The sequence below is a fragment of the Streptomyces sp. HP-A2021 genome (assembly GCF_022807935.1).
In the GTDB taxonomy this organism is placed as follows: Bacteria; Actinomycetota; Actinomycetes; order Streptomycetales; family Streptomycetaceae; genus Streptomyces; species Streptomyces afghaniensis.
Window position 1 is genome coordinate 7,121,818 of the sequence record NZ_CP094344.1, and the last position, 20,962, is coordinate 7,142,779.

Sequence of the window (20,962 nt, forward strand, 5' to 3'; positions counted from 1 at the left end):
GCTAGCGGCTGGGCGGCCCGGGCAGGAGGGGGACCGAGAGATCGTTTCAGCCCGGTGACAGAAGTCCGGCTCAGCCCAGCACAAGAACGACCAGCGCCGTGGTCGCCGCCGTCTCCGCCAGACCGCCGAAGACATCCCCGGTGACCCCGCCGAAGCGGCGGGTGCAGTGGCGCAGCAGCGCCTCGGCTGCGGCCAGGGAGAGGACGACCGCGAGCACGCTCCTGGCCATGTCGTACGGCCCGAGGAGGGCACCGGCCGCCGCCGCGGCTCCCGCGACGGCCACGGCGGCGACCACCGCCCCGCGCACCGGCACCACACCCGCCACCGCCGCCCCCAGCCCCTCCGGCCGCGCCGCCGGCACCCCGGTCCGGGCCGCCAGGGTCAGGGCCAGCCGGGCGACCGTCGCGGAGACGACGGCGGCCCACGCGCCCCGGGTCCAGGAGGCGTCGTAGGCCTGGGCGAGCGCGGCGACCTGCGCGAGCAGAGTGAGGACGAGGGTGAGGACCCCGAACGGCCCGATGTCCGACTGCTTCATGATCCGCAGGGCGTCCTCGGCCGGCTTGCCGCTGCCCAGCCCGTCGGCGGTGTCCGCGAGCCCGTCGAGGTGCAGCCCCCGGGTCAGGACGGCGGGGACGGCGACGGTGGCCACGGCGGCGAGCAGTCCACCAGCACCGAGGAACAGCAGCACCAGCCCGACGGCGGCGGCGGCGGCACCGACCGCGAGCCCGGTCAGAGGAGCGCCCAGCATGCCGCCACGCGCGGCCTCCCGGTCCCACCGGGTCACCCGGACCGGGATCACCGTGAGGGTGCCGAAGGCGAAGCGGAGACCGTCGAGGGGCGAGATTCTGGGCACCGGCGCAGGCTACCCGCCGGTCAGAAGAGCGGATGCGGTGGCCGAGGATAAAGTTCACATATGGGATGGCTGGAGCGGAACATCATCGAACCCGGCAAGCTGCCGCTGCTCCTCGCCCTCGTCTCCTTCGTGCTGACCTTCCTGATCACCCGGGGGATCACCCGCCTCATCCGCGCGGGCAAGGGTCCCTTCCGCAACGTCAGCAGCAGCAGCGGTGTCCACGTTCACCACGTGGTCCCCGGGGTCATCCTGACGATCGCCGGCGGCTTCGGCGCGGTCGCCGCCGGCCAGCACGGCTTCGGCTCGGGGCTGGCCGCGGTGATCTTCGGCATCGGCGCCGGGCTCGTCCTCGACGAGTTCGCCCTGGTCCTGCACCTGGCCGACGTCTACTGGACCGAGGCCGGCCGCAAGAGCGTCGAGATGGTCGTCCTCACCGCCTCCCTCGTCGGACTGCTCCTGATCGGCTTCTCGCCCCTGGGCGTCAACGACCTCTCGGACGACCAGGAGCAGAACCGCGCCACTGTGATCGTGAACATCGTCGTGAACTTCGTCTTCGCTCTCATCGCCCTGTTCAAGGGCAAGACCCGCCTCGCGGTCTTCGGCGTGATCGTCCCCGTCATCGCCCTGATCGGCGCCGTACGGCTGGCCCGCCCCGGCTCCTACTGGGCCAAGCGCTTCTACCGGCGCCGCCCCCGCGCCCGCGCCAAGTCCGGCCTGCGGGCCTACCGCCACGACCGCCGCTGGCTGGGCCCCCGGCGCGCGTTCCAGGACTGGATCGGCGGCGCGCCCGACCAGCAGCCGACCCGGTCCCTCGAACACCACTGACGCGCCGCCGGCGCACCGCTCCGCCCGCGCACACCACCAGTACGGCCGCGATCGCCGCCAGGTGCTCCTTGCCCGCCAGGTTCTCCTTCACGGCGACCTCGGCCACCATCGCCACGATCACCGCCCCGGCCGTGACGTACGCGCGGTAGTGCCATCCCAGGTAGACGGCGAGTCCCACCACCGCCGCCGACGGCCCGGTGTCGACGACCTGAGCGTCCGAGGCGGGCAGTCCCAGCGGGGAGTCCGGGCCCAGCCAGATGCCCAGGCGGGCGTACAGCGTGCCCGCGAGCGTCGCCAGGTACGCGATGAGCAGCGTCCGCCGCCCGCCCAGGCAGAGCTCCGCGATGCCGAACACCAGCAGGAGCTGTGCCAGCGCGCCCCACACCGGCAGGTCCAGGGCGGGCACGAACAGCGACAGCGGAGTACGCAGGAGTGCGAGCCACAGCGGGTCCTCGGCCCGAACCGCCCCGATGTCCTGCACGAACCGGTAGCCCCAGGACTGGTTGTGCACCACGTGCAGCGCGGCCGTGAGGCACACGGCCGTGACCGCCGTCGGCACGGCCCGCAGGCGCCGCTCCCGCAGCGGCCCGCGCACGGCCGCGTACAGGGGCCCCCATTCGGCGCGGGCCCAGCGGGCGAGCGTGGTCATCGGGTCGTCCTCGTCCGGATGTCGGTACGTCGGCGGGTGTGCGCGGTGTCTGTGGCTCAGTCAAACCGACACCACACGCGAAGACCGACCGGAAGGGGACGAAGTTGAGCCAGGTGTGCGTGACCAGGATCTCCCGGAACGCTACTGCTCGGTGGGAACCTCCGAGGCCTCCGACGCGTCGGGAGCCTCCGCGGTCTCCGGCGCCTCGGACTCCTTCGGCTTCTCGGGCAGCTCCGCCGCCAGCGCGGCCGCGGCCTGCACCAGGGGGAGCGCGAGCAGGCCGCCCGCGCCCTCGCCGACGGTCACGCCCTGCGTCAGCAGCGGCTCCAGGGCCATCCGGTCCAGCGCCTTGGCCTGTCCGGGCTCGCCGCTGTCGTGCGCGGCCAGCCACCAGTCCGGCGCCCGGAACGCGATCCGCTGCCCGACCAGCGCGCACGCGGCCGTCACGACCCCGTCGAGCACCACCGGCAGCTTCCGCACCGCGCTCTGGAGCAGGAAGCCCGTCATCGCGGCGAGGTCGGCTCCGCCCACCGCCGCCAGCAGCTGCAACTGGTCCCCGAGCACCGGCCGGGCCCGGCGCAGCCCGTCGCGGATCGCCGCGCACTTGCGCATCCACGCCAGGTCGTCGATCGCCAGCCCGCCCCGGCCGGTGACGACCGACGCGTCGACCCCGCACAACGCCGCGACCAGCACGCCCGCCGCCGTGGTCCCGCCCACGCTCACATCGCCGAGCACCACCAGATCCGTACCGGAGTCGGCCTCCTCGTCGGCCACCGCGACCCCGGCCCGGAACGCCGCCTCGGCCTCCTGAAGGGTCAGCGCGTCCTCGACGTCGATGCGCCCGCTGCCACGCCGCACCCGATGCCGCACGACGTCCTCGGGCAGGGACTCGGGGTCGCAGTCCAGGGCCATGTCGACGATCCGCACCGGCACGCCCAGCCGCCGCGCCAGCACCGACACGGGCCGGCCGCCCTCCAGCACCTCACGCACCAACTCCCCGGCGCCGCCCGCCGGCCGGGCCGAGACGCCCAGCTCGGCGACGCCGTGGTCACCGGCGAAGAGCACCACCCGCGGCCGTTCGATCGGCCGCACCGGCACGGCGGACTGCGCCGCCGCCAGCCACTCACCCAGGTCATCGAGGCGGCCCAGCGACCCGGGCGGCACGATCTGCCGCTCCCGGCGCGCCTCGGCGTCACGGCGCACCCCGCCGTCCGGACGCTCGATCAGATCGGTGAAGTCGTCGAGATTAAGCGAGCTCATTCGCCGAACAGTACCGGCACCGGTCGAACAGCACGGCGCCACATCACGACTCCGCGGCGGCGACGTCGTTGCACCCGAGATCCCCATCCCATACGTTCCGGTTTGCAGTGGATTGTCGTACGCGGTGGGTCGGACGTCCCTGCCGTACGCCTCGCGCCCGGGAGCCGCCCATGCCCACACATCCCGCCCCCTCCGCACTCCCCGCCTCCCAAGCGACCACACGGGTCCACGAGCCGCGCCGCGAGGACTGCCCCTGGTGCGGCTCCGCCCGGCTGCGGAACCGGCTGCGCACCAGTGACCTGCGGCGATACAACCCGGGCAGCTTCACCGTCGACGCATGCCGGGACTGCGGCCACACGTTCCAGAACCCCCGCCTCACCTTCGAGGGACTCGCGCTCTACCACCGGATGGTGCGCGGAGCGCCCCGGGACGTCGCGGCCGACACCCTCCTGGCGCTGCGCGGCAGCCGGCTCCGCCACCGCTCGGCCGCCCGCGCGATGCTGCGGTTCGGGGAGCCGGAGAGCTGGCTGGACGTGGGCACGGGCCACGCCCGCTTTCCCGTGACGGCCCAGGAGTTCTTCCCCTACACCTCGTTCGACGGCCTGGACCACACCCCGCGCGTGGTCCGCGCCCGCTCGGCCGAACGCGTCGAGGAGGCCCATGTGGGCCGACTGACGGACCCCCGGATCTCGGCGCCCCTGCGCGCCCGCTACGACGTGGTCAGCATGCTCCACCACCTGGAGGGCACTCCCGACCCCCGTGCGGAACTCCACGCCGCCCTCGAAGTCCTGCGCCCCGGCGGCCACCTGCTCATCGAGACCCTGACCCCCCGCAGCCTGTACGCCGCCCTACTGGGCCGCTGGTGGCTCGCCTACGACCAGCCCCGCCATCTGCACCTGATCCCCCCGCACAACCTCCGCGCGGAACTGGAGGCGGCCGGCTGCACGATCGCCCTCCTGGACCACCGCCCCGTCCACATCCCCCACGACCTCTCCGGCGCCACGGCCCTGGCCCTCTCCCACACCCTCCCCGCCCCCGACACCCCCTGGCGAGCGGTCCCCCCGCCCCTGGCCCGCCAACACCTCCGCGAGGCCCTGCTCCGAGCGGGCATCCCACTCGTGACCCTGGCAGCGGTGGCAGACCACCTCCTGGCCCCCGTGGCCCGCCGCACCCGCTTCGCGAACGCGTACCGGGTGATCGCCCGCAAAGCCACCTAGCTGCGGGCCTTACCCCAGCCCGGAGGCCGCGCACCGTTCACCCCCGCAGCACCACAGCCTGCCCCGCCACCACCAACAGCACATGCTCACACTCGTCCGCGAACCCCGTGTTCAACCGCCCGAGTTCATCCCGGTACCGCCGCCCCGACGCCGTCGACGGCACGATCCCCGACCCCACCTCGTTCGACACGGCGACAACGGTCCGCCGAGTCGACCGCACCGCCTCCGTCAACTCCCGCACCCGCTCCCGCAACGCCTTCTCCCCCCGCTCCGCCCACACCGCGTCGTCCCAGGCCCCCACCGCATCCATCGCATCCGTCAGCCACAACGACAGACAGTCGATGAGCAACGGCGGTCCCTCCGCCTCCAGCAACGGCACCAGATCGCACGTCTCGACCGTCTGCCACGACCCCGGCCGCCGCTCCCGGTGCGCGGCCACCCGCGCCGACCATTCGGTGTCCCCGTTGCGCGACCCGCCCGTCGCCACGTACAGCACGTCCGGAAAGGCCTCCAGCCTCCGCTCGGCCTCCACCGACTTGCCCGACCGCGCTCCGCCCAGCACCAGCGTCCGCCGAGGCACGTCCGGCACGTCCTCGTAGGCCCCCACCGCCAGCGTCGTCCCGTCCGGCACGGCCCGCGCCCCGGCCGCCGCGAGCCGCCGCCCCAGCTCCGGCCCGGGCGGCACGTCGTGGTCCAGATGGACGGCGACCACATCGGTCGTCGGCCCCACCGCGCCCACCGCCCGCAGTTTCGCCAGCGCGTCCGGCCGCCCCACGACATCCACGAGCACCATGTCGTACGACTCGGCCGGCGCCTCGAGCCCCGCCGGCGCCCCGCCCGGCGGCAGATACAGCAGCCGCTGCCCCTCCGGCCCGGTCACCGCGTACCCCGTCCCCGGCGCGTCCATCGCCACCGCCCGCACCCGATGCCCCGTCAGCAGCGTCAACTCCCGCCCGTCCGGCACCCGTCCGGGTTGCGGCAGCCCGGCCGGCACCTCGAGGGCCGGCCCGTGGTGCGGATGCGACAGCAGCACCTGCCGCACGCCGGTCAGGGAACGGCCCGCCCGCGCCGCCGCGAAGGCGGCCCCGGGCGTCAGGTCGAGCAGCAGCGCCCCGTCCAGGAGCAGCGCGGTGGCCGCCCGCGCGTCGGGGCCGAGGGCAGCCGCACAGGCCGCGCAGGGACAGTCGGGGCGGGGGAGCCCCGCGGGGGCGCCGGTGCCGAGCAGAGTCAGTTCCACGCCCCGATTCTCACCCGTGCGCATGGGACATGCGTGATGGAGACGCCCCGATAGGGGCGCGGGGAACTGCGTGATCAACCCCCACGACCCGCACGCGCCCGACCACCCGCGCTCCCACCAGGCCTATAACGCCGAACCCAGCGGAGCGCATAGGCTCTGGACAGGAGCCGGACCAAGATCCGGCTTCCGCTGTGCAGTGTGCTCACACACATGGGAGGCGTACATGGCGGCATGGACGTGGCGGTTCGAGAAGACCGACGGGACGGAGGTCCAGCCCGCGGTGCCGCCGGAGGAGTTCCCCACCCAGGGGGACGCCGAGTCCTGGATCGGGGAGCACTGGAAGGCCCTGCTGGAAGGCGGTGCCGACCAGGTGCGGCTGTTCGAGGACGCCACGGAGATCTACGGGCCGATGAGCCTGCACGCGGCCGAGGCGTGAGCCCGGGGCGGGGGCCGACGGCCCTCGCCCCTCCTCCGGGTGCGTCAGCCGCGCACGCCGCACAGGTGCAGCAGCGCCGCCACCCCGCGGTACGGATCCGTCCGCCCGGCCTTCTCCTCCACCGCGAGCAGCGTCTCCACGTCGGCCGGGGCCTCGGCGCCGTCCGCCGCCGTGTCCGTGAACACGCGCACCCCGTACCAGGCGTGCAGCGGTGCCCCGATCCCGGCGAGTGTCGACGTCAGGTCCTTCAGCCGGTCGGCCCGTACGTCGAGCCCCAGCCGGTTGCGATAGGAGACCGTGTCGAACGCGGCCAGCGCGCCCGCCCAGTCGCCGGACAGCCCCGGCCGGATCGCGAGCGCGTCCCCGTTGCGCACGAGCAGGGACAGCAGCCCGCCGGGCGCGAGCATCCGGGCCAGGCCCGCCAGCAGCGGGTCGGGCTCCTCCACGTACATCAGCACCCCGTGGCACAGGACCACGTCGAAACTCCCCGGCAGGAAGTGCACGCCGGTGTCCCGGCCGTCGCCCTCGATGATCCGCATCCGCTCCCGGATGCCCTCCGGCTCCCCGGCGAGGGACTCCCGGGCCACGGCGACCATCTTCGCGTCCTGCTCCAGACCGGTCACCTGGTGCCCGGCCCGGGCCAGCCGCAGCGCCTGCGTGCCCTGGCCCATGCCCACGTCGAGCACCCGCAGCCGCTGCCCGACCGGGAACCGTCCGACTATCTGCTCGTCCAGCTGCCGGGCCACCAGCTCCTGCCGGACGACATCGCGCAGCCCGCCCAGCTTGTCCAGCCAGGCATCCGCCGCACCCCCGGAGAACGCCGTCGCGGTCAGGGCCGTTCTCCGCGCTTGACCTGCGGCTTCGGCAGCCGGAGCCGGCGCATCTGGAGAGAGCGCATCAGGGCGTAGGCGACGGCACCGCGCCGGTTCTCACCCGCGAAGCGCTCGTTCAGCTGCTTCTTCAGGCGGAACGCCGTGACGAACGAGTCGAGCACGATCAGCACGATCACCACGAGCCACAGCAGCAGCGCGATGTTCTGGAGGGCGGCCACCCGCACCATGCTCAGCACGAGGATGACGACGGCCATCGGCAGGAAGAACTCCGCGATGTTGAACCGCGAGTCGACGAAGTCGCGCGCGAACCGGCGGACCGGTCCCTTGTCCCGCGCGGGCAGGTACCGCTCGTCGCCGCTCGCCAGCGCCTGGCGCTGGCGCTCCAACGCGCTGCGGCGCTCCTCGCGCTGCCGCTTGGCAGCCTCCTTCCGCGTCATCGACGTGTTGGCGACGCTGCGGCGCTGGGACTGGGCCTCACTGCGCTTGGGCGTGGGCCTGCCCTTCGGGGCCTGCGGGTCGCGGGGCTGCTTGGAGAAGTTCACCGGCGCCTTGTCGGCTGCCTGGGCCTTCTCATCCTTCGCACGGCTACGGAACACAAAACCCAAGGGTAAGGGCTTCCCGGGCATGGACCCCAGTCCCGTGGGGAACGATCCGGCAACACCAGTCGTCTGTAAGGGGACAGAGGGGACGTTGCGTACGCACCCGGTCGTTCCCCGGGAGGTACGGCTCCGGTTACCGGGGGTATCCCCGGTGACCCCGGGGACCACCTACTCCCTACGCCGGAGCGGGAGCGTGTTCAGTCGTCCTTGGGGATGAGCGCATCCGTCCCCGAACAGTGCGGTAATGGATGCAGGGCCCGTACTGTGGGTTCTGTCGCAGGTGCTGGAGCCGGAGTCGGTCAGAAGGGGGCGCGCGAAGCCCATGAGCGGTGTCATGAAGCGTATGGGGATGATCTTCCGCGCGAAGGCGAACAAGGCCCTTGACCGGGCCGAGGACCCGCGCGAGACCCTCGATTACTCGTACCAGAAGCAGCTGGAGCTGCTCCAGAAGGTCCGCCGCGGCGTCGCCGACGTGGCGACTTCGCGCAAGCGACTGGAACTCCAGCTGAACCAGTTGCAGTCCCAGTCCACCAAGCTGGAGGACCAGGGCCGCAAGGCGCTCGCGCTGGGCCGTGAGGACCTGGCCCGCGAAGCGCTGTCCCGCCGTGCCGCCCTCCAGCAGCAGGTGACCGACCTGGAGACCCAGCACGCGACGCTCCAGGGCGAGGAGGAGAAGCTCACCCTCGCGGCCCAGCGGCTCCAGGCCAAGGTCGACGCCTTCCGTACGAAGAAGGAGACGATCAAGGCGACGTACACCGCGGCCCAGGCGCAGACCCGGATCGGCGAGGCCTTCTCCGGCATCTCCGAGGAGATGGGCGACGTCGGCCTGGCGATCCAGCGCGCCGAGGACAAGACGGCCCAGCTCCAGGCCCGCGCCGGCGCGATCGACGAGCTGCTCGCCTCCGGTGCCCTCGACGACCAGTCCGGCATGCACAAGGACGACATCCAGGCCGAGCTGGACCGGCTCTCCGGTGGTACGGATGTAGAGCTGGAACTGCAGCGGATGAAGGCCGAGCTGGCCGGTGGTTCGAGCAGTGGGCAGCAGGCCCTCGAAGGTGGCACGAGCCAGCAGCAGTCCCAGCAGCAGCCGCAGGACACCCCGCGCTTCGACAAGCAGTAGGGGCCCACGCCTAGGAGGGCGACATGATCGTACGGATCATGGGGGAGGGCCAGGTGAGGCTGGCCGACGGCCACCTCACCGAACTGAACAAGCTGGACGACGAGCTCCTGTCGGAAATGGAGAACGGCGACGGCCCCGGCTTCCGCCGCACCCTCCAGGCCCTGCTGACCAGGGTCCGAGACCTGGGCGAACCGCTGCCCGACGACTCCCTGGAACCGTCGGAACTGATCCTCCCTTCTCCGGACGCGACTCTGGACGAGGTCCGGGACCTGCTGAGCGACGACGGCCTGATCCCGGGCTGAAGCTGCGTAACCGCGGGCATACGTGCCTCCCCCAGTGCCTTGAGGGCCTGGGAGGTGCCCCCAGGGCGGCACGGGTGGGCGCGGGCGGCACCCCGCCGCGCCGGGTTGCGCAATCGCCCCGCCCCAGCCCCCACGCCGAGCCACCTCACAACCGGCCTTCCGACCCCCGGCCCCCCATACCCCCGCACACCCACCCCGGCTACCGTGAACCCCCGTGAGCACCCTCCAGCGGGTCAAACGCCAGGCCAAAGCACATCCCCTGGCCATGGACGCGGTCCTGGCCGCAGCCGTCCTGGCCTGCATGGTCGCCGGCTCGTTCGTGGAACCCCGGCATCGCGACAGCGTCAGCTGGGCCCTGCGCACCCCCGACCCCCTCAGCCTCGTCCTCATGGCCCTCGGCGCCGCCGCCCTGGTCTTCCGCCGCCGCGCCCCCATGACGGTCCTCTGCCTCACCGGCACGGTCTCCGTCGTCGAGTCCGTCACCGGCGACCCCCGCGCCCCCGTCGCCATGTCCGCGGTCATCGCCCTGTACACCGTCGCCTCCACCACCGACCGCCCCACGACCTGGCGCGTCGGCCTGCTCACCATGACCGTGCTGACCGGCTCCGCCATGGCCGCCGGCAGCCTCCCCTGGTACGCCCAGGAGAACCTCGCGATCTTCGCCTGGACCGGCATCGGCGCCACCGCCGGCGACGCCGTCCGCAGCCGCCGCGCCTTCGTCCAGGCCATCCGTGAACGCGCCGAGCGCGCCGAACGCACCCGCGAGGAGGAGGCCCGCCGCCGGGTCGCCGAGGAGCGCCTGCGCATCGCCCGTGACCTGCACGACGTCGTCGCCCACCACATCGCCCTGGTCAACGTCCAGGCCGGCGTCGCGGCCCACGTCATGGACAAGCGCCCCGACCAGGCCAAGGAGGCCCTCGCCCACGTCCGGGAGGCCAGCCGCTCCGCGCTCAACGAACTCCGCGCCACCGTCGGCCTGCTCCGCCAGTCCGGCGACCCCGAGGCTCCCACCGAACCCGCCCCCGGCCTGGACCGCCTCGACGAACTCACCGGCACCTTCCGCCACGCCGGCCTGCACATCGAGGTCGCCCGCGCAGACCAGGGCACCACCCTGCCCGCAGCCGTCGACCTGGCCGCCTACCGGATCATCCAGGAAGCCCTCACCAACGTGCAGAAGCACGCCGGGCCGCAGGCCAAGGCCGAGGTCAGCGTCGTACGGGTCGGACCGAACATCGAGATCACCGTCCTCGACGACGGCACCGGCGAGAACGAGACCCGGGACGACAACGGCGGCGGGCACGGGCTGCTCGGCATGCGCGAACGCGTCACCGCCCTGCGCGGCACCCTCACCACCGGTCCCCGCTACGGCGGCGGTTTCCGTGTCCATGCGATCCTGCCGGTCAAGAACCGCACACCCGGGGAGGACCCCGCATGACGATCCGTGTCCTGCTCGCCGACGACCAGGCGCTGCTGCGCAGCGCCTTCCGCGTACTCGTCGACTCCGAGCCCGACATGGAGGTGGTGGGCGAGGCCTCCGACGGTCTGGAGGCGGTGCGCATGACGAAGGAGCAGCGCGCCGACGTCGTCCTCATGGACATCCGGATGCCCGGCACCGACGGCCTCGCGGCGACCCGCATGATCAGTGCGGACCCCGACCTCGCCGACGTCCGCGTGGTCATCCTGACGACGTTCGAGGTCGACGACTACGTCGTGCAGTCGCTGCGCGCCGGCGCCTCCGGCTTCCTCGGCAAGGGCTCCGAGCCTGAGGAACTGCTGACCGCGATCCGGACGGCGGCCGGCGGTCAGGCACTGCTGTCCCCGGCGGCCACCACGGGCCTGATCGCCCGTTTCCTCGCCCAGGAGGACCCGGCCGACGACGACCGCGACCCGGCACGCGGCGAACGCCTCGACTCGCTCACCGGCCGGGAGCGCGAGGTGCTGGTCCAGGTCGCGGGCGGCCACTCCAACGACGAGATCGCCGAGCGGCTCGAAGTCAGCCCGCTGACGGTGAAGACGCACGTCAACCGGGCCATGGCCAAGCTGGGTGCCCGGGACCGGGCCCAGCTGGTGGTCATCGCGTACGAATCCGGCCTGGTCCGTCCAAGGGTGGAGTGAGCTCTACCCGGGCGTACTGCGGCCGGAGTATGCAACGCATAAGGAACGGGACCTGGGGCCTACGGATCGGCCCCCACCGATGGCTCAGGGTGTAAGGGCGGGCGCTCATCTGCGCGCCCGCTGCCGCTTCTGCCGCTAAACAGAAGAGAGACCCTGACCCATGTCCTGGCTGTCGAGATTCAGCCTCGCGCAACGGGCCCTGATAGGGCTGATGTCGATCATCGCGCTCGTCTTCGGGGCGATCGCGATACCCCAGCTCAAGCAGCAACTGCTGCCCACCATCGAACTGCCCATGGTGTCCGTGCTGGCGCCGTACCAGGGCGCGTCCCCGGACGTGGTCGAGAAGCAGGTCGTCGAACCGATCGAGGACAGCCTCGAAGCCGTTGACGGCATCAGCGGGGTGACCTCCACCGCCACCGAGGGCAACGCCGTGATCATGGCGTCCTTCGACTACGGAAACGGCACCGAGCAGCTCGTCGCCGACGTCCAGCAGGCCGTCAACCGGGCCCGTGTGCAGCTCCCGGACGACGTGGACCCGCAGGTCGTCGCCGGTTCCACGGACGACATCCCGACCGTCGTCCTCGCCGTCACCTCCGACCGGGACCAGCAGGCCCTGGCCGACCAGCTCGACAAGACCGTCGTGCCGGACCTGAAGAGCATCGACGGCGTCGGCCAGGTCACCGTCGACGGCGTGCGGGACGTTCAGGTCTCCGTCACGCCCGACGAGGCGAAGCTCGCGAAGGCGGGCCTCACCTCGCAGTCCCTCGTCCAGGCCCTCCAGGCGGGCGGCGCGACCGTCCCGGCCGGCTCCTTCGACGAGGGCGGCGCCAACCGCACCGTCCAGGTCGGCGGCGGCTTCACGTCGCTGCAGCAGATCCAGGACCTGATGGTCACGGGCGAGCCCGGCAAGGGCAAGCCGGTGCGCCTCGCCGACGTCGCCACGGTGAAGCAGCAGGAGGCCCCGGCCGACTCCATCACCCGCACCGACGGCAAGCCCAGCCTCTCCGTCGCCGTCACCATGGACCGCGACGGCAGCGCGGTCGCGATCTCCGACGCCGTCCAGGACAAGCTCCCCGACCTCCGCAAGGACCTCGGCTCCGGCGCGACCCTCACGGTCGTCAGCGACCAGGGCCCGGCCGTGTCGAAGTCCATCAAGGGCCTCACCACCGAGGGCGCGCTCGGTCTGCTCTTCGCCGTCCTGGTGATCCTGGTCTTCCTGGCCTCGATCCGCTCGACCCTCGTGACGGCGGTGTCCATCCCGCTGTCCGTCGTCCTCGCCCTGATCGTGCTGTGGACCCGCGACCTGTCGCTGAACGTCCTCACGCTGGGCGCGCTGACCATCGCCATCGGCCGCGTCGTCGACGACTCGATCGTGGTCCTGGAGAACATCAAGCGCCACCTCGGCTACGGCGAGGAGCGCCACTCGGCCATCCTCAACGCGGTGCGCGAGGTCGCGGGCGCGGTGACGTCCTCGACGCTCACCACGGTCGCGGTGTTCCTGCCGATCGGCCTGGTCGGCGGCATGGTGGGCGAGCTGTTCGGCTCGTTCAGCCTCACCGTCACGGCCGCGCTGCTGGCGTCTCTGCTCGTCTCGCTGACGGTTGTGCCGGTGCTGTCGTACTGGTTCCTGCGGCCCCCGAAGGGCACTCCGGAAGACGCGGACGAGGCCCGCCGGCTCGCCGAGGAGAAGGAGGCCAAGAGCCGCCTCCAGCGCATCTACGTCCCGGTCCTGCGCTTCGCGACCCGCCGCCGGCTCACCAGCGTCGCCATCGCGATCGTCGTCCTGGTCGGCACGTTCGGCATGGCACCGCTGCTGAAGACGAACTTCTTCGACCAGGGCGAGGTCGAGGTCCTCACCGTCAAGCAGGAGCTGAAGCCCGGCACCAGCCTGGAGGCGACCAACGCCCAGGCCAAGAAGGTCGAGCAGCTCCTCGGCGACACCAAGGGCGTGAAGAACTACCAGGTCACGATCGGCTCGTCCGGCTTCATGGCGGCCTTCGGCGGCGGTACGGACACCAACCAGGCCTCGTACCAGGTGACGCTGGACGACTCGGCGTCGTACGAGGACGTCCAGGACCGTATCGAGAAGGGCCTGGCCGGTCTGAAGGGCATCGGCACGACCACCATCACCGCCGGTGACGGCTTCGGCGCCCAGGACCTCAGCGTGGTCGTGAAGGCCGCCGACGCCGACGTCCTGCGCACGGCGTCCGAGGAGGTCCGCAAGACGGTCGCCTCGCTCGACGACGTCACGGACGTCACCAGCGACCTGGCGACCAGCGTGCCCCGGATCTCCGTGAAGGCCAACGACAAGGCCGCCGCGGCCGGCTTCAACGACCAGACCCTCGGCGCCGCCGTCGCCCAGGCCGTCCGCGGCACCACGGCCGCCAAGGCGGTCCTGGACGACACCGAGCGCGACGTCGTCATCCGCTCGGCCAAGCCCGCCACGACGCTGAAGCAGCTCCAGGACCTGCGCCTGGGCCCGGTGAAGCTCGACGACATCGCGACGGTGAAGCTGGTCGACGGCCCGGTGTCGATGACCCGTATCGACGGCCAGCGCGCGGCCACCATCACCGCGAAGCCGACCGGCGACAACACGGGCGCGGTGAGCACCAAGCTCCAGTCGAAGATCAACGCGCTGAAGCTCCCCGACGGCGCCACGGCGTCGATCGGCGGTGTCTCCGAGGACCAGGACGAGGCGTTCGCCAACCTGGGCCTGGCGATGCTCGCGGCCATCGCGATCGTCTTCATGCTGCTGGTCGGCACCTTCCGGTCCCTGGTCCAGCCGCTGATCCTGCTCGTCTCCATCCCGTTCGCGGCCACCGGCGCGATCGGCCTGCTGGTGGCCACCGGCACGCCGATGGGCGTCCCCGCGATGATCGGCATGCTGATGCTGATCGGCATCGTGGTGACGAACGCGATCGTGCTGATCGACCTGATCAACCAGTACCGCAAGCAGGGCTACGGCGTCGTCGAGGCCGTGGTCGAGGGCGGCCGGCACCGTCTGCGCCCGATCCTCATGACGGCCCTGGCGACGATCTTCGCCCTGCTGCCGATGGCCCTCGGCATCACCGGCGAGGGCGGCTTCATCGCCCAGCCGCTGGCCGTGGTCGTGATCGGCGGCCTGGTGACGTCGACCCTGCTGACGCTGCTGCTGGTGCCCACGCTGTACGCGATGTTCGAACTCCGCAAGGAGCGCCGGGCGAAGAAGCGGGCGGCGAAGAAGGGCCTGCCGGCCCAGCGCACGGACGCGGCGGAGCCGGAGCACGCGGGCGTGTGACGGCCTGATCCGGCGGCGGCCGGGCACCGGACCTCCACGGTCGGTGCCCGGCCGCCGCCATGTGCCGTTACGTATCCTGTGGGCTCGAACGGCTTTACGGGGGAAGGTGATTCGGGCGTGCCGCTGCACAGCGACGACCCGAAGTCGATCGGCGGCTACAGGCTGCTCGACCGGCTCGGGGCCGGGGGCATGGGCGTCGTCTACCGGGGCCGGGCGCGTTCGGGCCGGGACGTGGCCATCAAGGTGGTGCATGCCCAGTACGCCGCGGACCCCGTCTTCCGCACCCGGTTCCGGCAGGAGATCGCGGCCGTCCGCAAGGTCAGCGGAGCCTTCACCGCACCGGTCCTGGACGCGGACCCCGAGGCGGCGCTGCCCTGGATGGCGACCCAGTACGTGCCCGGGCCCTCGCTCGCCCGGCGGATCCGGGACCGGGGCGCCCTGCCGGACGCCGAAGTGCGCGGGCTGGCCCTGGGCCTGGTCGAGGCACTGCGCGACATCCACCGGGCCGGTGTGGTGCACCGGGACCTGAAACCGGCCAACGTCCTGCTCGCCGAGGACGGGCCCCGTGTCATCGACTTCGGCATCTCCCGCGCGGCGGAGAACCACCAGACGCTGACCGAGACCGGCCAGATGATCGGCACTCCGCCCTTCATGTCGCCCGAACAACTCGTCGACGCCCGTACGGTCGGCCCGGCCTCGGACGTCTTCTCACTGGGTTCCCTGCTGGTGTACGCCGTGACCGGCCGCGGCCCCTTCGACGCGGACAGCCCGTACCTGACGGCCTACCGGGTGGTTCACGACGTACCCGTGCTGGAGGGGGTGGGGCAGCCGCTGCGCGAGCTGCTGGAGCGCTGCCTGAGCAAGGACGCCGCGGACCGGCCCGGACTGGACGAGCTGTCCCGGGGGTTCGCGACGGCCCTGCCCGGACCGGAGGCGGACGACGCGTCCACCGTGCTGCTGCGGAGGGACCGGCCCGGACCCCGTCCCGGCCCGGCGGACACCTCGGCCCCGGCCCGCCGCGGGCGCCCCTGGCCACTGCCGGCCGCGATCGGCACGGTCGCGACTCTGGTGCTCGGACTGACGGCCTACTCGCTGATCGGCCCGGGACAGGCGGGCGGCGGGAGCCCGGAGGCCTGGCGGCCCTGGCAGACCACCGTGTACGAGTCGGCCGCGCGCGGCGCGAAGCAGGCACTGGACGGCGCCGACGGCGCCGACTCCGGTCCCGTCTGCCAGGTCTCCGAGGACGCGGTCTACTGCGGCGGCGACCGGATTCTTCCCGTACGTCTGGACGGGCGGACCGGCAGGACCGTCTGGCGGGCCGATGTCGCACCCTCCGGAACCGGTGAGGGGGCGTACTCCTCCACCGTCCTCGGTGTCCGCGACGACACCGTGCTGGTGCGGCAGGTGTCCTCGCGGGGCTCGCTCGGCCACGATCTGACCAGTGTCGTCGCGCTCGACGCCACGACGGGCGAACGCCTGTGGTCCCGTGCGGTGCGTGACACGCACGCCGCCCCGGTCATGGTCGGCGACCTGGTGGTGCTGCCGGACGGCGGCAGCGGCCGTACCCTGACCGCGCGTTCTCCGCGCACCGGCACCGAGCGCTGGACGGCCCCGCTGCCCAAGGATCATTCCTGCGGACTCACCCCGGCCGGCGGGAGCCTGTATCTGGAGTGCTTCTCGGAGTCCCAGGGGGACCGTCAGGACTCCGTCATCGTCGCCCTCGACCCGGCCGACGGATCGACGCGGCGGCTCACGGCACCGGCGGACGACACCGACCTGCTCGGAGCCTACGACGGGCAACTGGTCTTTCTGAGGGAGAGTTCGACGCAGGCGCCGGGCGGTGAAACGGCGTACGACGAGATCGTGCTGATGGACGCCACGGGCTCTCTCACCCTGACGAGGCCGGCCGAGAGGCTCCACGGGGACGCGACCCTGGCGGGCGGCACCCTGTGGTTCACCTCGTCGGGCGGCGAGGTGACCGCCGTGTCGCCCGCGTCCGGCAGCGCGCGGTGGAAGACCCGGAGCAGCGTGGGGCAGCCGGGTCCGGCCGCCTACGACGCGCGGACGCGCACTGTCTACGTGGCGGGTGCCGACGGCCGCATGGCGGCCCTCGACGCCCGCAAGGGCACGCCGCTGTGGCAGACGCCGCCGCGTGCCGGACGGGAGCCGTCCGCCGCCGAGAACGGCCCCGAGGTGCTGGTCAGCGGGCGCACCCTGATCCTGGCCACGCCGGGCGGCGGCGTCTTCAGTATCGACCCCGCCGACCCCGAGCGGACAGCCGTCCCGGGGTGACGGCGAAGGGACCGACGGCTACGGCAGCGCCAGCATCCGCTCCAGCGCCAGCTTCGCGAACGCCTCCGTCTCCTTGTCCACCTCGATGCGGTTGACCAGGTTGCCCTCGGCCAGCGACTCCAGGGCCCAGACCAGGTGGGGGAGGTCGATGCGGTTCATGGTCGAGCAGAAGCAGACCGTCTTGTCGAGGAAGACGATCTCCTTGCCCTCCGGCGCGAAACGGTTCGCCAGACGGCGGACCAGGTTCAGCTCCGTGCCGATGGCCCACTTGGAGCCGGCCGGGGCGGCCTCCAGGGCCTTGATGATGTACTCCGTCGAGCCGACGTAGTCCGCCGCGGCCACGACCTCGTGCTTGCACTCGGGGTGGACCAGGACGTTCACGCCCGGGATGCGCTCGCGCACGTCGTTCACCGAGTCCAGGCTGAAGCGGCCGTGCACCGAGCAGTGGCCGCGCCACAGGATCATCTTCGCGGCGCGCAGCTCGTCGGCCGTCAGCCCGCCGTTCGGCTTGTGCGGGTTGTAGACGACGCAGTCGTCCAGGGACATGCCCATGTCCCGCACCGCGGTGTTCCGGCCAAGGTGCTGATCCGGCAGGAAGAGGACCTTCTCGCCCTGCTCGAAGGCCCAGTCCAGGGCGCGCTTGGCATTGGACGAGGTGCAGATCGTGCCGCCGTGCTTGCCCGTGAACGCCTTGATGTCCGCGGACGAGTTCATGTACGAGACGGGCACGACCTGCTCGGCTATCCCGGCCTCGGTCAGCACGTCCCAGCACTCGGCGACCTGCTCGGCCGTCGCCATGTCGGCCATCGAGCAGCCGGCGGCCAGGTCGGGCAGGACGACCTTCTGGTCGTCGGACGTCAGGATGTCGGCGGACTCCGCCATGAAGTGCACACCGCAGAACACGATGTACTCGGCCTCCGGACGCGCCGCCGCGTCCCGGGCGAGCTTGAAGGAGTCCCCCGTGACGTCGGCGAACTGGATGACCTCGTCGCGCTGGTAGTGGTGGCCGAGCACGAAGACCTTGTCCCCGAGCTTCTCCTTCGCCTTGCGGGCGCGCTCCACCAGGTCCGGGTCGGACGGCGAGGGCAGGTCGCCTGGACACTCCACGCCGCGCTCGCTCTTCGGGTCGGCCTCACGGCCGAGGAGCAGCAGGGCGAGGGGCGTCGGCTGTACGTCGAGCTCCTGGGTTTGGGCGGTGGTCACGACACGCACCCTTTCTGTTCCGCGACTTTTCGTCGATTTGACGCTATCTATCATAACTGCTTCACGTCACTTTGACGATGGCCATAGCGTCTGTGTGACGTGAATCCCGGTGAGCCGCCGTTCATTCCCGGGAAGGCCCGGAAAGAGCCGTTTTCCGGTTCCGGGCGCGTGTGCGAGCATGAAGAGGAGCCGAGATCGAGCGCCCGGCCCGGAATGAATCCGCGGCCCCGCCGGTTGCAACCGTCGGCAAGCAGTCTCCGTACAACCCGGGAGAGATGTAGATGTCCGTATCGGACGAGACCAGCACCGTCACCGACGGCATCATCCTGACCGACGCCGCCGCGTCCAAGGTCAAGGCGCTGCTCGACCAGGAAGGCCGCGACGACCTCGCGCTGCGCGTCGCCGTCCAGCCCGGCGGCTGCTCCGGCCTGCGCTATCAGCTCTTCTTCGACGAGCGTTCCCTCGACGGTGACGTGGAGAAGGACTTCGGCGGTGTGAAGGTCGTCACCGACCGCATGAGCGCCCCGTACCTGGGTGGTGCCACGATCGACTTCGTGGACACGATCGAGAAGCAGGGTTTCACGATCGACAACCCGAACGCGACGGGCTCCTGCGCCTGCGGCGACTCCTTCAGCTGAGCCTGCCGAGCCGCTTCCCGCGGCCGCGGACATGACGAAGGCGGCGGCCCCCTCCGACGGGGCCGCCGCCTTCGCGCTGTGCCGTAGCCTGCGCGCTGCGCCGTAGATGCGCGCTGCGCCGTGCTACCGCGCCCGCGTCGGGGGAGCCGGCAGCCGCGCGCCCTCCTTGGCCAGCGGGACTCCCTTGCCGTCCGAGCCCACGACCGCACGGTCGCCGAGCGGCTCGTCCAGCTGCACGGTCTCCTGGAACTGCTTCGCGATCATGATGCAGATGTCACCCGGCCGCGAGGTCGAGGTCACCGTGACCTTCACCTCGTCCCCGCTCTCGCTCGCCTTCACGTCGTAGTCGGAGCACACCCCGCCCGTGAAGGTCACCGTCAGCTCCGAGCCCTCGGCCCGGTAGCCGTCCACCTTGACGTCACGCTGCTCGGGAGCCGACGTCGGCTTGTCACTCGGCCCGCTCGGCGTGGGGGAGGTCAGGTACTTCGGGTCGACCGCCGGGTACGTCACCGTGAACGGGTCCTTCGCGCCCGGCGCCGTCACCTCGAACAGCCAGGACGGCACCAGCGCCTGCCGCCCGTCCACGAAGTGCGAGGCCAGCCCGAACACCGCGTTCCGCACCGTCACCGCGTCCTGCTCGGGCGCGCCGCTCGCCGACGACCCGCAGGGCTGCTCCAGCCGGTCCTTCAGTGGCACGGGACTCGCGCAGCCGCCGATGCCCATGCGGTGGTCGCCCGCCGGCCGCTTCTCCATCAGCTCCAGCGCCTTCGCCGCGCCGACCACGGGGTACGTGTCCCCCTTCAGCGGCGTCTTCAGCTGGCCGCTGCCGCCGACGACCTCACCGTCCGAGCCGACCGTGACCCCGGTCGTCCAGCCGTGCGTCGGCAGTCCGCCGATCTCGGGAGCGGCGTTCACCACCCGCTGGGCGCCCATGACCTGGCTCGCGTCGAGCTTCGCGTCGTCCTGACCCAACGCCTTCAGCACGGGCGCCGCGGCCTTCTCGGCCTCCGCCTCGCTCACCGGGCTGCCGCCGGACCGTGGTGCGGTACACGCGTCGGTGCCCTTGCAGTCGTCGGTGCCGGGGGCGTACCGGCTGAAGGTCCAGGCTCCCGGCGCCTGCCTGTTCACCTGGAGGCTCGGCCCCGAACCGTCCTGACCGGCCCCGACCTTCCAGGCCTCGCCCTGCGCCACCGGCGTCCCCTCGACCCCGAGGGCCTTCGCCAGCCGGGCCACGTCCTCGGCGGTGACCTGGCCCCGCGCCCGGTACACCGGGGCTTCGCCGGGACCGTCCGGAAGCGGGCCGTCGACCCGGTAGGTGGCGCCGTAGGGGTTCGGCTCACCGGGCGCGATGCCGTTGCCGCCGCCCGGGGCCGATTCCGAGTACCCGTCGAGCGCGAGGGGCGGGGGAGTGTCGTCCCCACCGGGCGCGCCGGACGTCGCACCGCCACCGGATCCGCCGGAGGCGTTGGCCGCGAGCCAGGCCCCGCCACCGCCGATCAGCAGCACGGCGGCGGCGACGGAGGCGATGATCGCGGGCGTCCGCGACCGCCCACTGCCCGGACGCACCAGGTGCTCTTCGTCGCGGGGCAGGTCGCCGTCGGGTGCGGCGGGCGTTTCCTCGTGAGCTTCCGGGGCCGGGTCGGCTTCCTCTGCGCCGGTGATGTCCGTAGCGGCGTCTTCGGCGTCTTCGGCGTCGGTTTCCCGGCCCTCGGGCGCGTCGGCCTCCTCGGCTGCGGTCTCCGATGCGCCGGCCTCTTCGGCCGCCGCGGCCGCGTCGTCCGTCGTCTCCGCCTCGGAAGCCGGCGCGTCATCCCCCGACGTCCCGGAAGTCTCAGTGGCCCCAGTGGCCCCAGTGGCCTCAGCGGCGTCCGCCGAACCCCGCTCCTCGACCTCCGGGGTGTCGGCGGATCCGGCGCCGCCCACATCCCTGGCGTCGTCGTCGTTGTCGGGTCGCTCGGTGTTCACCGCATCGCTCCTTCGGCTGCACAGCTGTCCCATGGGACTCGGCCCGGTCCGACACGGGCAGCTGTCGGGTCGTATCCCGCCTCCCCTTTACGGGGGACAGCGATGGGACGCAGCGGGGGAGCGCACGGTTCCCGTCAGCGC

General features: G+C 72.3%; 17 protein-coding genes and 1 pseudogene. 10 read left to right on the forward strand and 8 right to left on the reverse strand.

Annotation, left to right across the window (positions count from 1 at the left end):
• Positions 1–70 precede the first annotated feature (70 nt).
• Positions 71–853, reverse strand: a complete 783-nt coding sequence (locus MQE23_RS32160) for an adenosylcobinamide-GDP ribazoletransferase (protein WP_243380951.1) — start codon at positions 851–853, stop codon at positions 71–73.
• 60 nt (positions 854–913) lie between these two features.
• Between MQE23_RS32160 and MQE23_RS32165 the strand changes: the two genes are divergently transcribed.
• Positions 914–1,678: a hypothetical protein gene (locus MQE23_RS32165; RefSeq protein ID WP_020275847.1), complete on the forward strand. Its 765-nt coding sequence runs from the start codon at positions 914–916 to the stop codon at positions 1,676–1,678.
• Between the two features lie 25 nt (positions 1,679–1,703).
• On the opposite strand, the pseudogene MQE23_RS32170 reads toward MQE23_RS32165, so the two are convergent.
• A pseudogene (locus MQE23_RS32170) lies at positions 1,704–2,327 on the reverse strand (hypothetical protein); the annotation flags it as partial.
• A 141-nt stretch (positions 2,328–2,468) separates the two neighbouring features.
• Complete coding sequence (gene cobT, locus MQE23_RS32175) at positions 2,469–3,587, reverse strand: nicotinate-nucleotide--dimethylbenzimidazole phosphoribosyltransferase (RefSeq protein ID WP_243380952.1); 1,119 nt, start codon at positions 3,585–3,587, stop codon at positions 2,469–2,471.
• A gap of 170 nt (positions 3,588–3,757) precedes the next feature.
• Here cobT and MQE23_RS32180 point away from each other — a divergent pair, with 170 nt between their 5' ends.
• Positions 3,758–4,804, forward strand: a complete 1,047-nt coding sequence (locus tag MQE23_RS32180) for a class I SAM-dependent methyltransferase (protein ID WP_243380953.1) — start codon at positions 3,758–3,760, stop codon at positions 4,802–4,804.
• Between the two features lie 37 nt (positions 4,805–4,841).
• On the opposite strand, the gene MQE23_RS32185 is transcribed toward MQE23_RS32180, so the two are convergent.
• Entirely contained in the window at positions 4,842–6,041 is a 1,200-nt protein-coding gene (locus MQE23_RS32185; RefSeq protein WP_020275850.1) for a bifunctional adenosylcobinamide kinase/adenosylcobinamide-phosphate guanylyltransferase, read from the reverse strand.
• Positions 6,042–6,264: 223 nt separating this feature from the next.
• Here MQE23_RS32185 and MQE23_RS32190 point away from each other — a divergent pair, with 223 nt between their 5' ends.
• On the forward strand, positions 6,265–6,477 hold the full coding sequence (locus MQE23_RS32190) for a hypothetical protein (protein WP_020275851.1): 213 nt from the start codon (positions 6,265–6,267) through the stop codon (positions 6,475–6,477).
• Positions 6,478–6,521: 44 nt separating this feature from the next.
• Here MQE23_RS32190 and MQE23_RS32195 read toward each other — a convergent pair whose 3' ends face one another.
• On the reverse strand, positions 6,522–7,223 hold the full coding sequence (locus tag MQE23_RS32195) for a methyltransferase domain-containing protein (RefSeq protein ID WP_020275852.1): 702 nt from the start codon (positions 7,221–7,223) through the stop codon (positions 6,522–6,524).
• 83 nt (positions 7,224–7,306) lie between these two features.
• Complete coding sequence (locus MQE23_RS32200) at positions 7,307–7,906, reverse strand: DUF3043 domain-containing protein (protein ID WP_020275853.1); 600 nt, start codon at positions 7,904–7,906, stop codon at positions 7,307–7,309.
• Between the two features lie 337 nt (positions 7,907–8,243).
• Between MQE23_RS32200 and MQE23_RS32205 the strand changes: the two genes are divergently transcribed.
• From MQE23_RS32205 to MQE23_RS32230, 6 genes are all read left to right on the forward strand, one after another.
• Positions 8,244–9,029, forward strand: a complete 786-nt coding sequence (locus MQE23_RS32205) for a PspA/IM30 family protein (RefSeq protein ID WP_082320038.1) — start codon at positions 8,244–8,246, stop codon at positions 9,027–9,029.
• Between the two features lie 23 nt (positions 9,030–9,052).
• Positions 9,053–9,331, forward strand: a complete 279-nt coding sequence (locus tag MQE23_RS32210) for a hypothetical protein (RefSeq protein ID WP_020275855.1) — start codon at positions 9,053–9,055, stop codon at positions 9,329–9,331.
• Positions 9,332–9,545: 214 nt separating this feature from the next.
• Positions 9,546–10,766: a sensor histidine kinase gene (locus tag MQE23_RS32215; RefSeq protein ID WP_243380954.1), complete on the forward strand. Its 1,221-nt coding sequence runs from the start codon at positions 9,546–9,548 to the stop codon at positions 10,764–10,766.
• Entirely contained in the window at positions 10,763–11,446 is a 684-nt protein-coding gene (locus MQE23_RS32220; protein WP_243380955.1) for a response regulator transcription factor, read from the forward strand. The genes MQE23_RS32215 and MQE23_RS32220 overlap by 4 nt, the downstream gene beginning before the upstream one ends.
• Positions 11,447–11,606: 160 nt before the next feature.
• On the forward strand, positions 11,607–14,723 hold the full coding sequence (locus tag MQE23_RS32225; protein WP_243380956.1) for an efflux RND transporter permease subunit: 3,117 nt from the start codon (positions 11,607–11,609) through the stop codon (positions 14,721–14,723).
• A 117-nt stretch (positions 14,724–14,840) separates the two neighbouring features.
• Complete coding sequence (locus MQE23_RS32230; RefSeq protein ID WP_243380957.1) at positions 14,841–17,015, forward strand: serine/threonine-protein kinase; 2,175 nt, start codon at positions 14,841–14,843, stop codon at positions 17,013–17,015.
• 18 nt (positions 17,016–17,033) lie between these two features.
• On the opposite strand, the gene nadA is transcribed toward MQE23_RS32230, so the two are convergent.
• Positions 17,034–18,218, reverse strand: a complete 1,185-nt coding sequence (gene nadA / locus MQE23_RS32235) for a quinolinate synthase NadA (RefSeq protein WP_037672259.1) — start codon at positions 18,216–18,218, stop codon at positions 17,034–17,036.
• A gap of 281 nt (positions 18,219–18,499) precedes the next feature.
• Here nadA and MQE23_RS32240 point away from each other — a divergent pair, with 281 nt between their 5' ends.
• On the forward strand, positions 18,500–18,856 hold the full coding sequence (locus MQE23_RS32240; RefSeq protein WP_010037217.1) for an iron-sulfur cluster assembly accessory protein: 357 nt from the start codon (positions 18,500–18,502) through the stop codon (positions 18,854–18,856).
• Positions 18,857–18,979: 123 nt separating this feature from the next.
• On the opposite strand, the gene MQE23_RS32245 is transcribed toward MQE23_RS32240, so the two are convergent.
• A complete protein-coding gene (locus MQE23_RS32245) occupies positions 18,980–20,821 on the reverse strand; it encodes a hypothetical protein (protein ID WP_243380958.1) in 1,842 nt (613 codons plus the stop codon).
• Positions 20,822–20,962 lie beyond the last annotated feature (141 nt).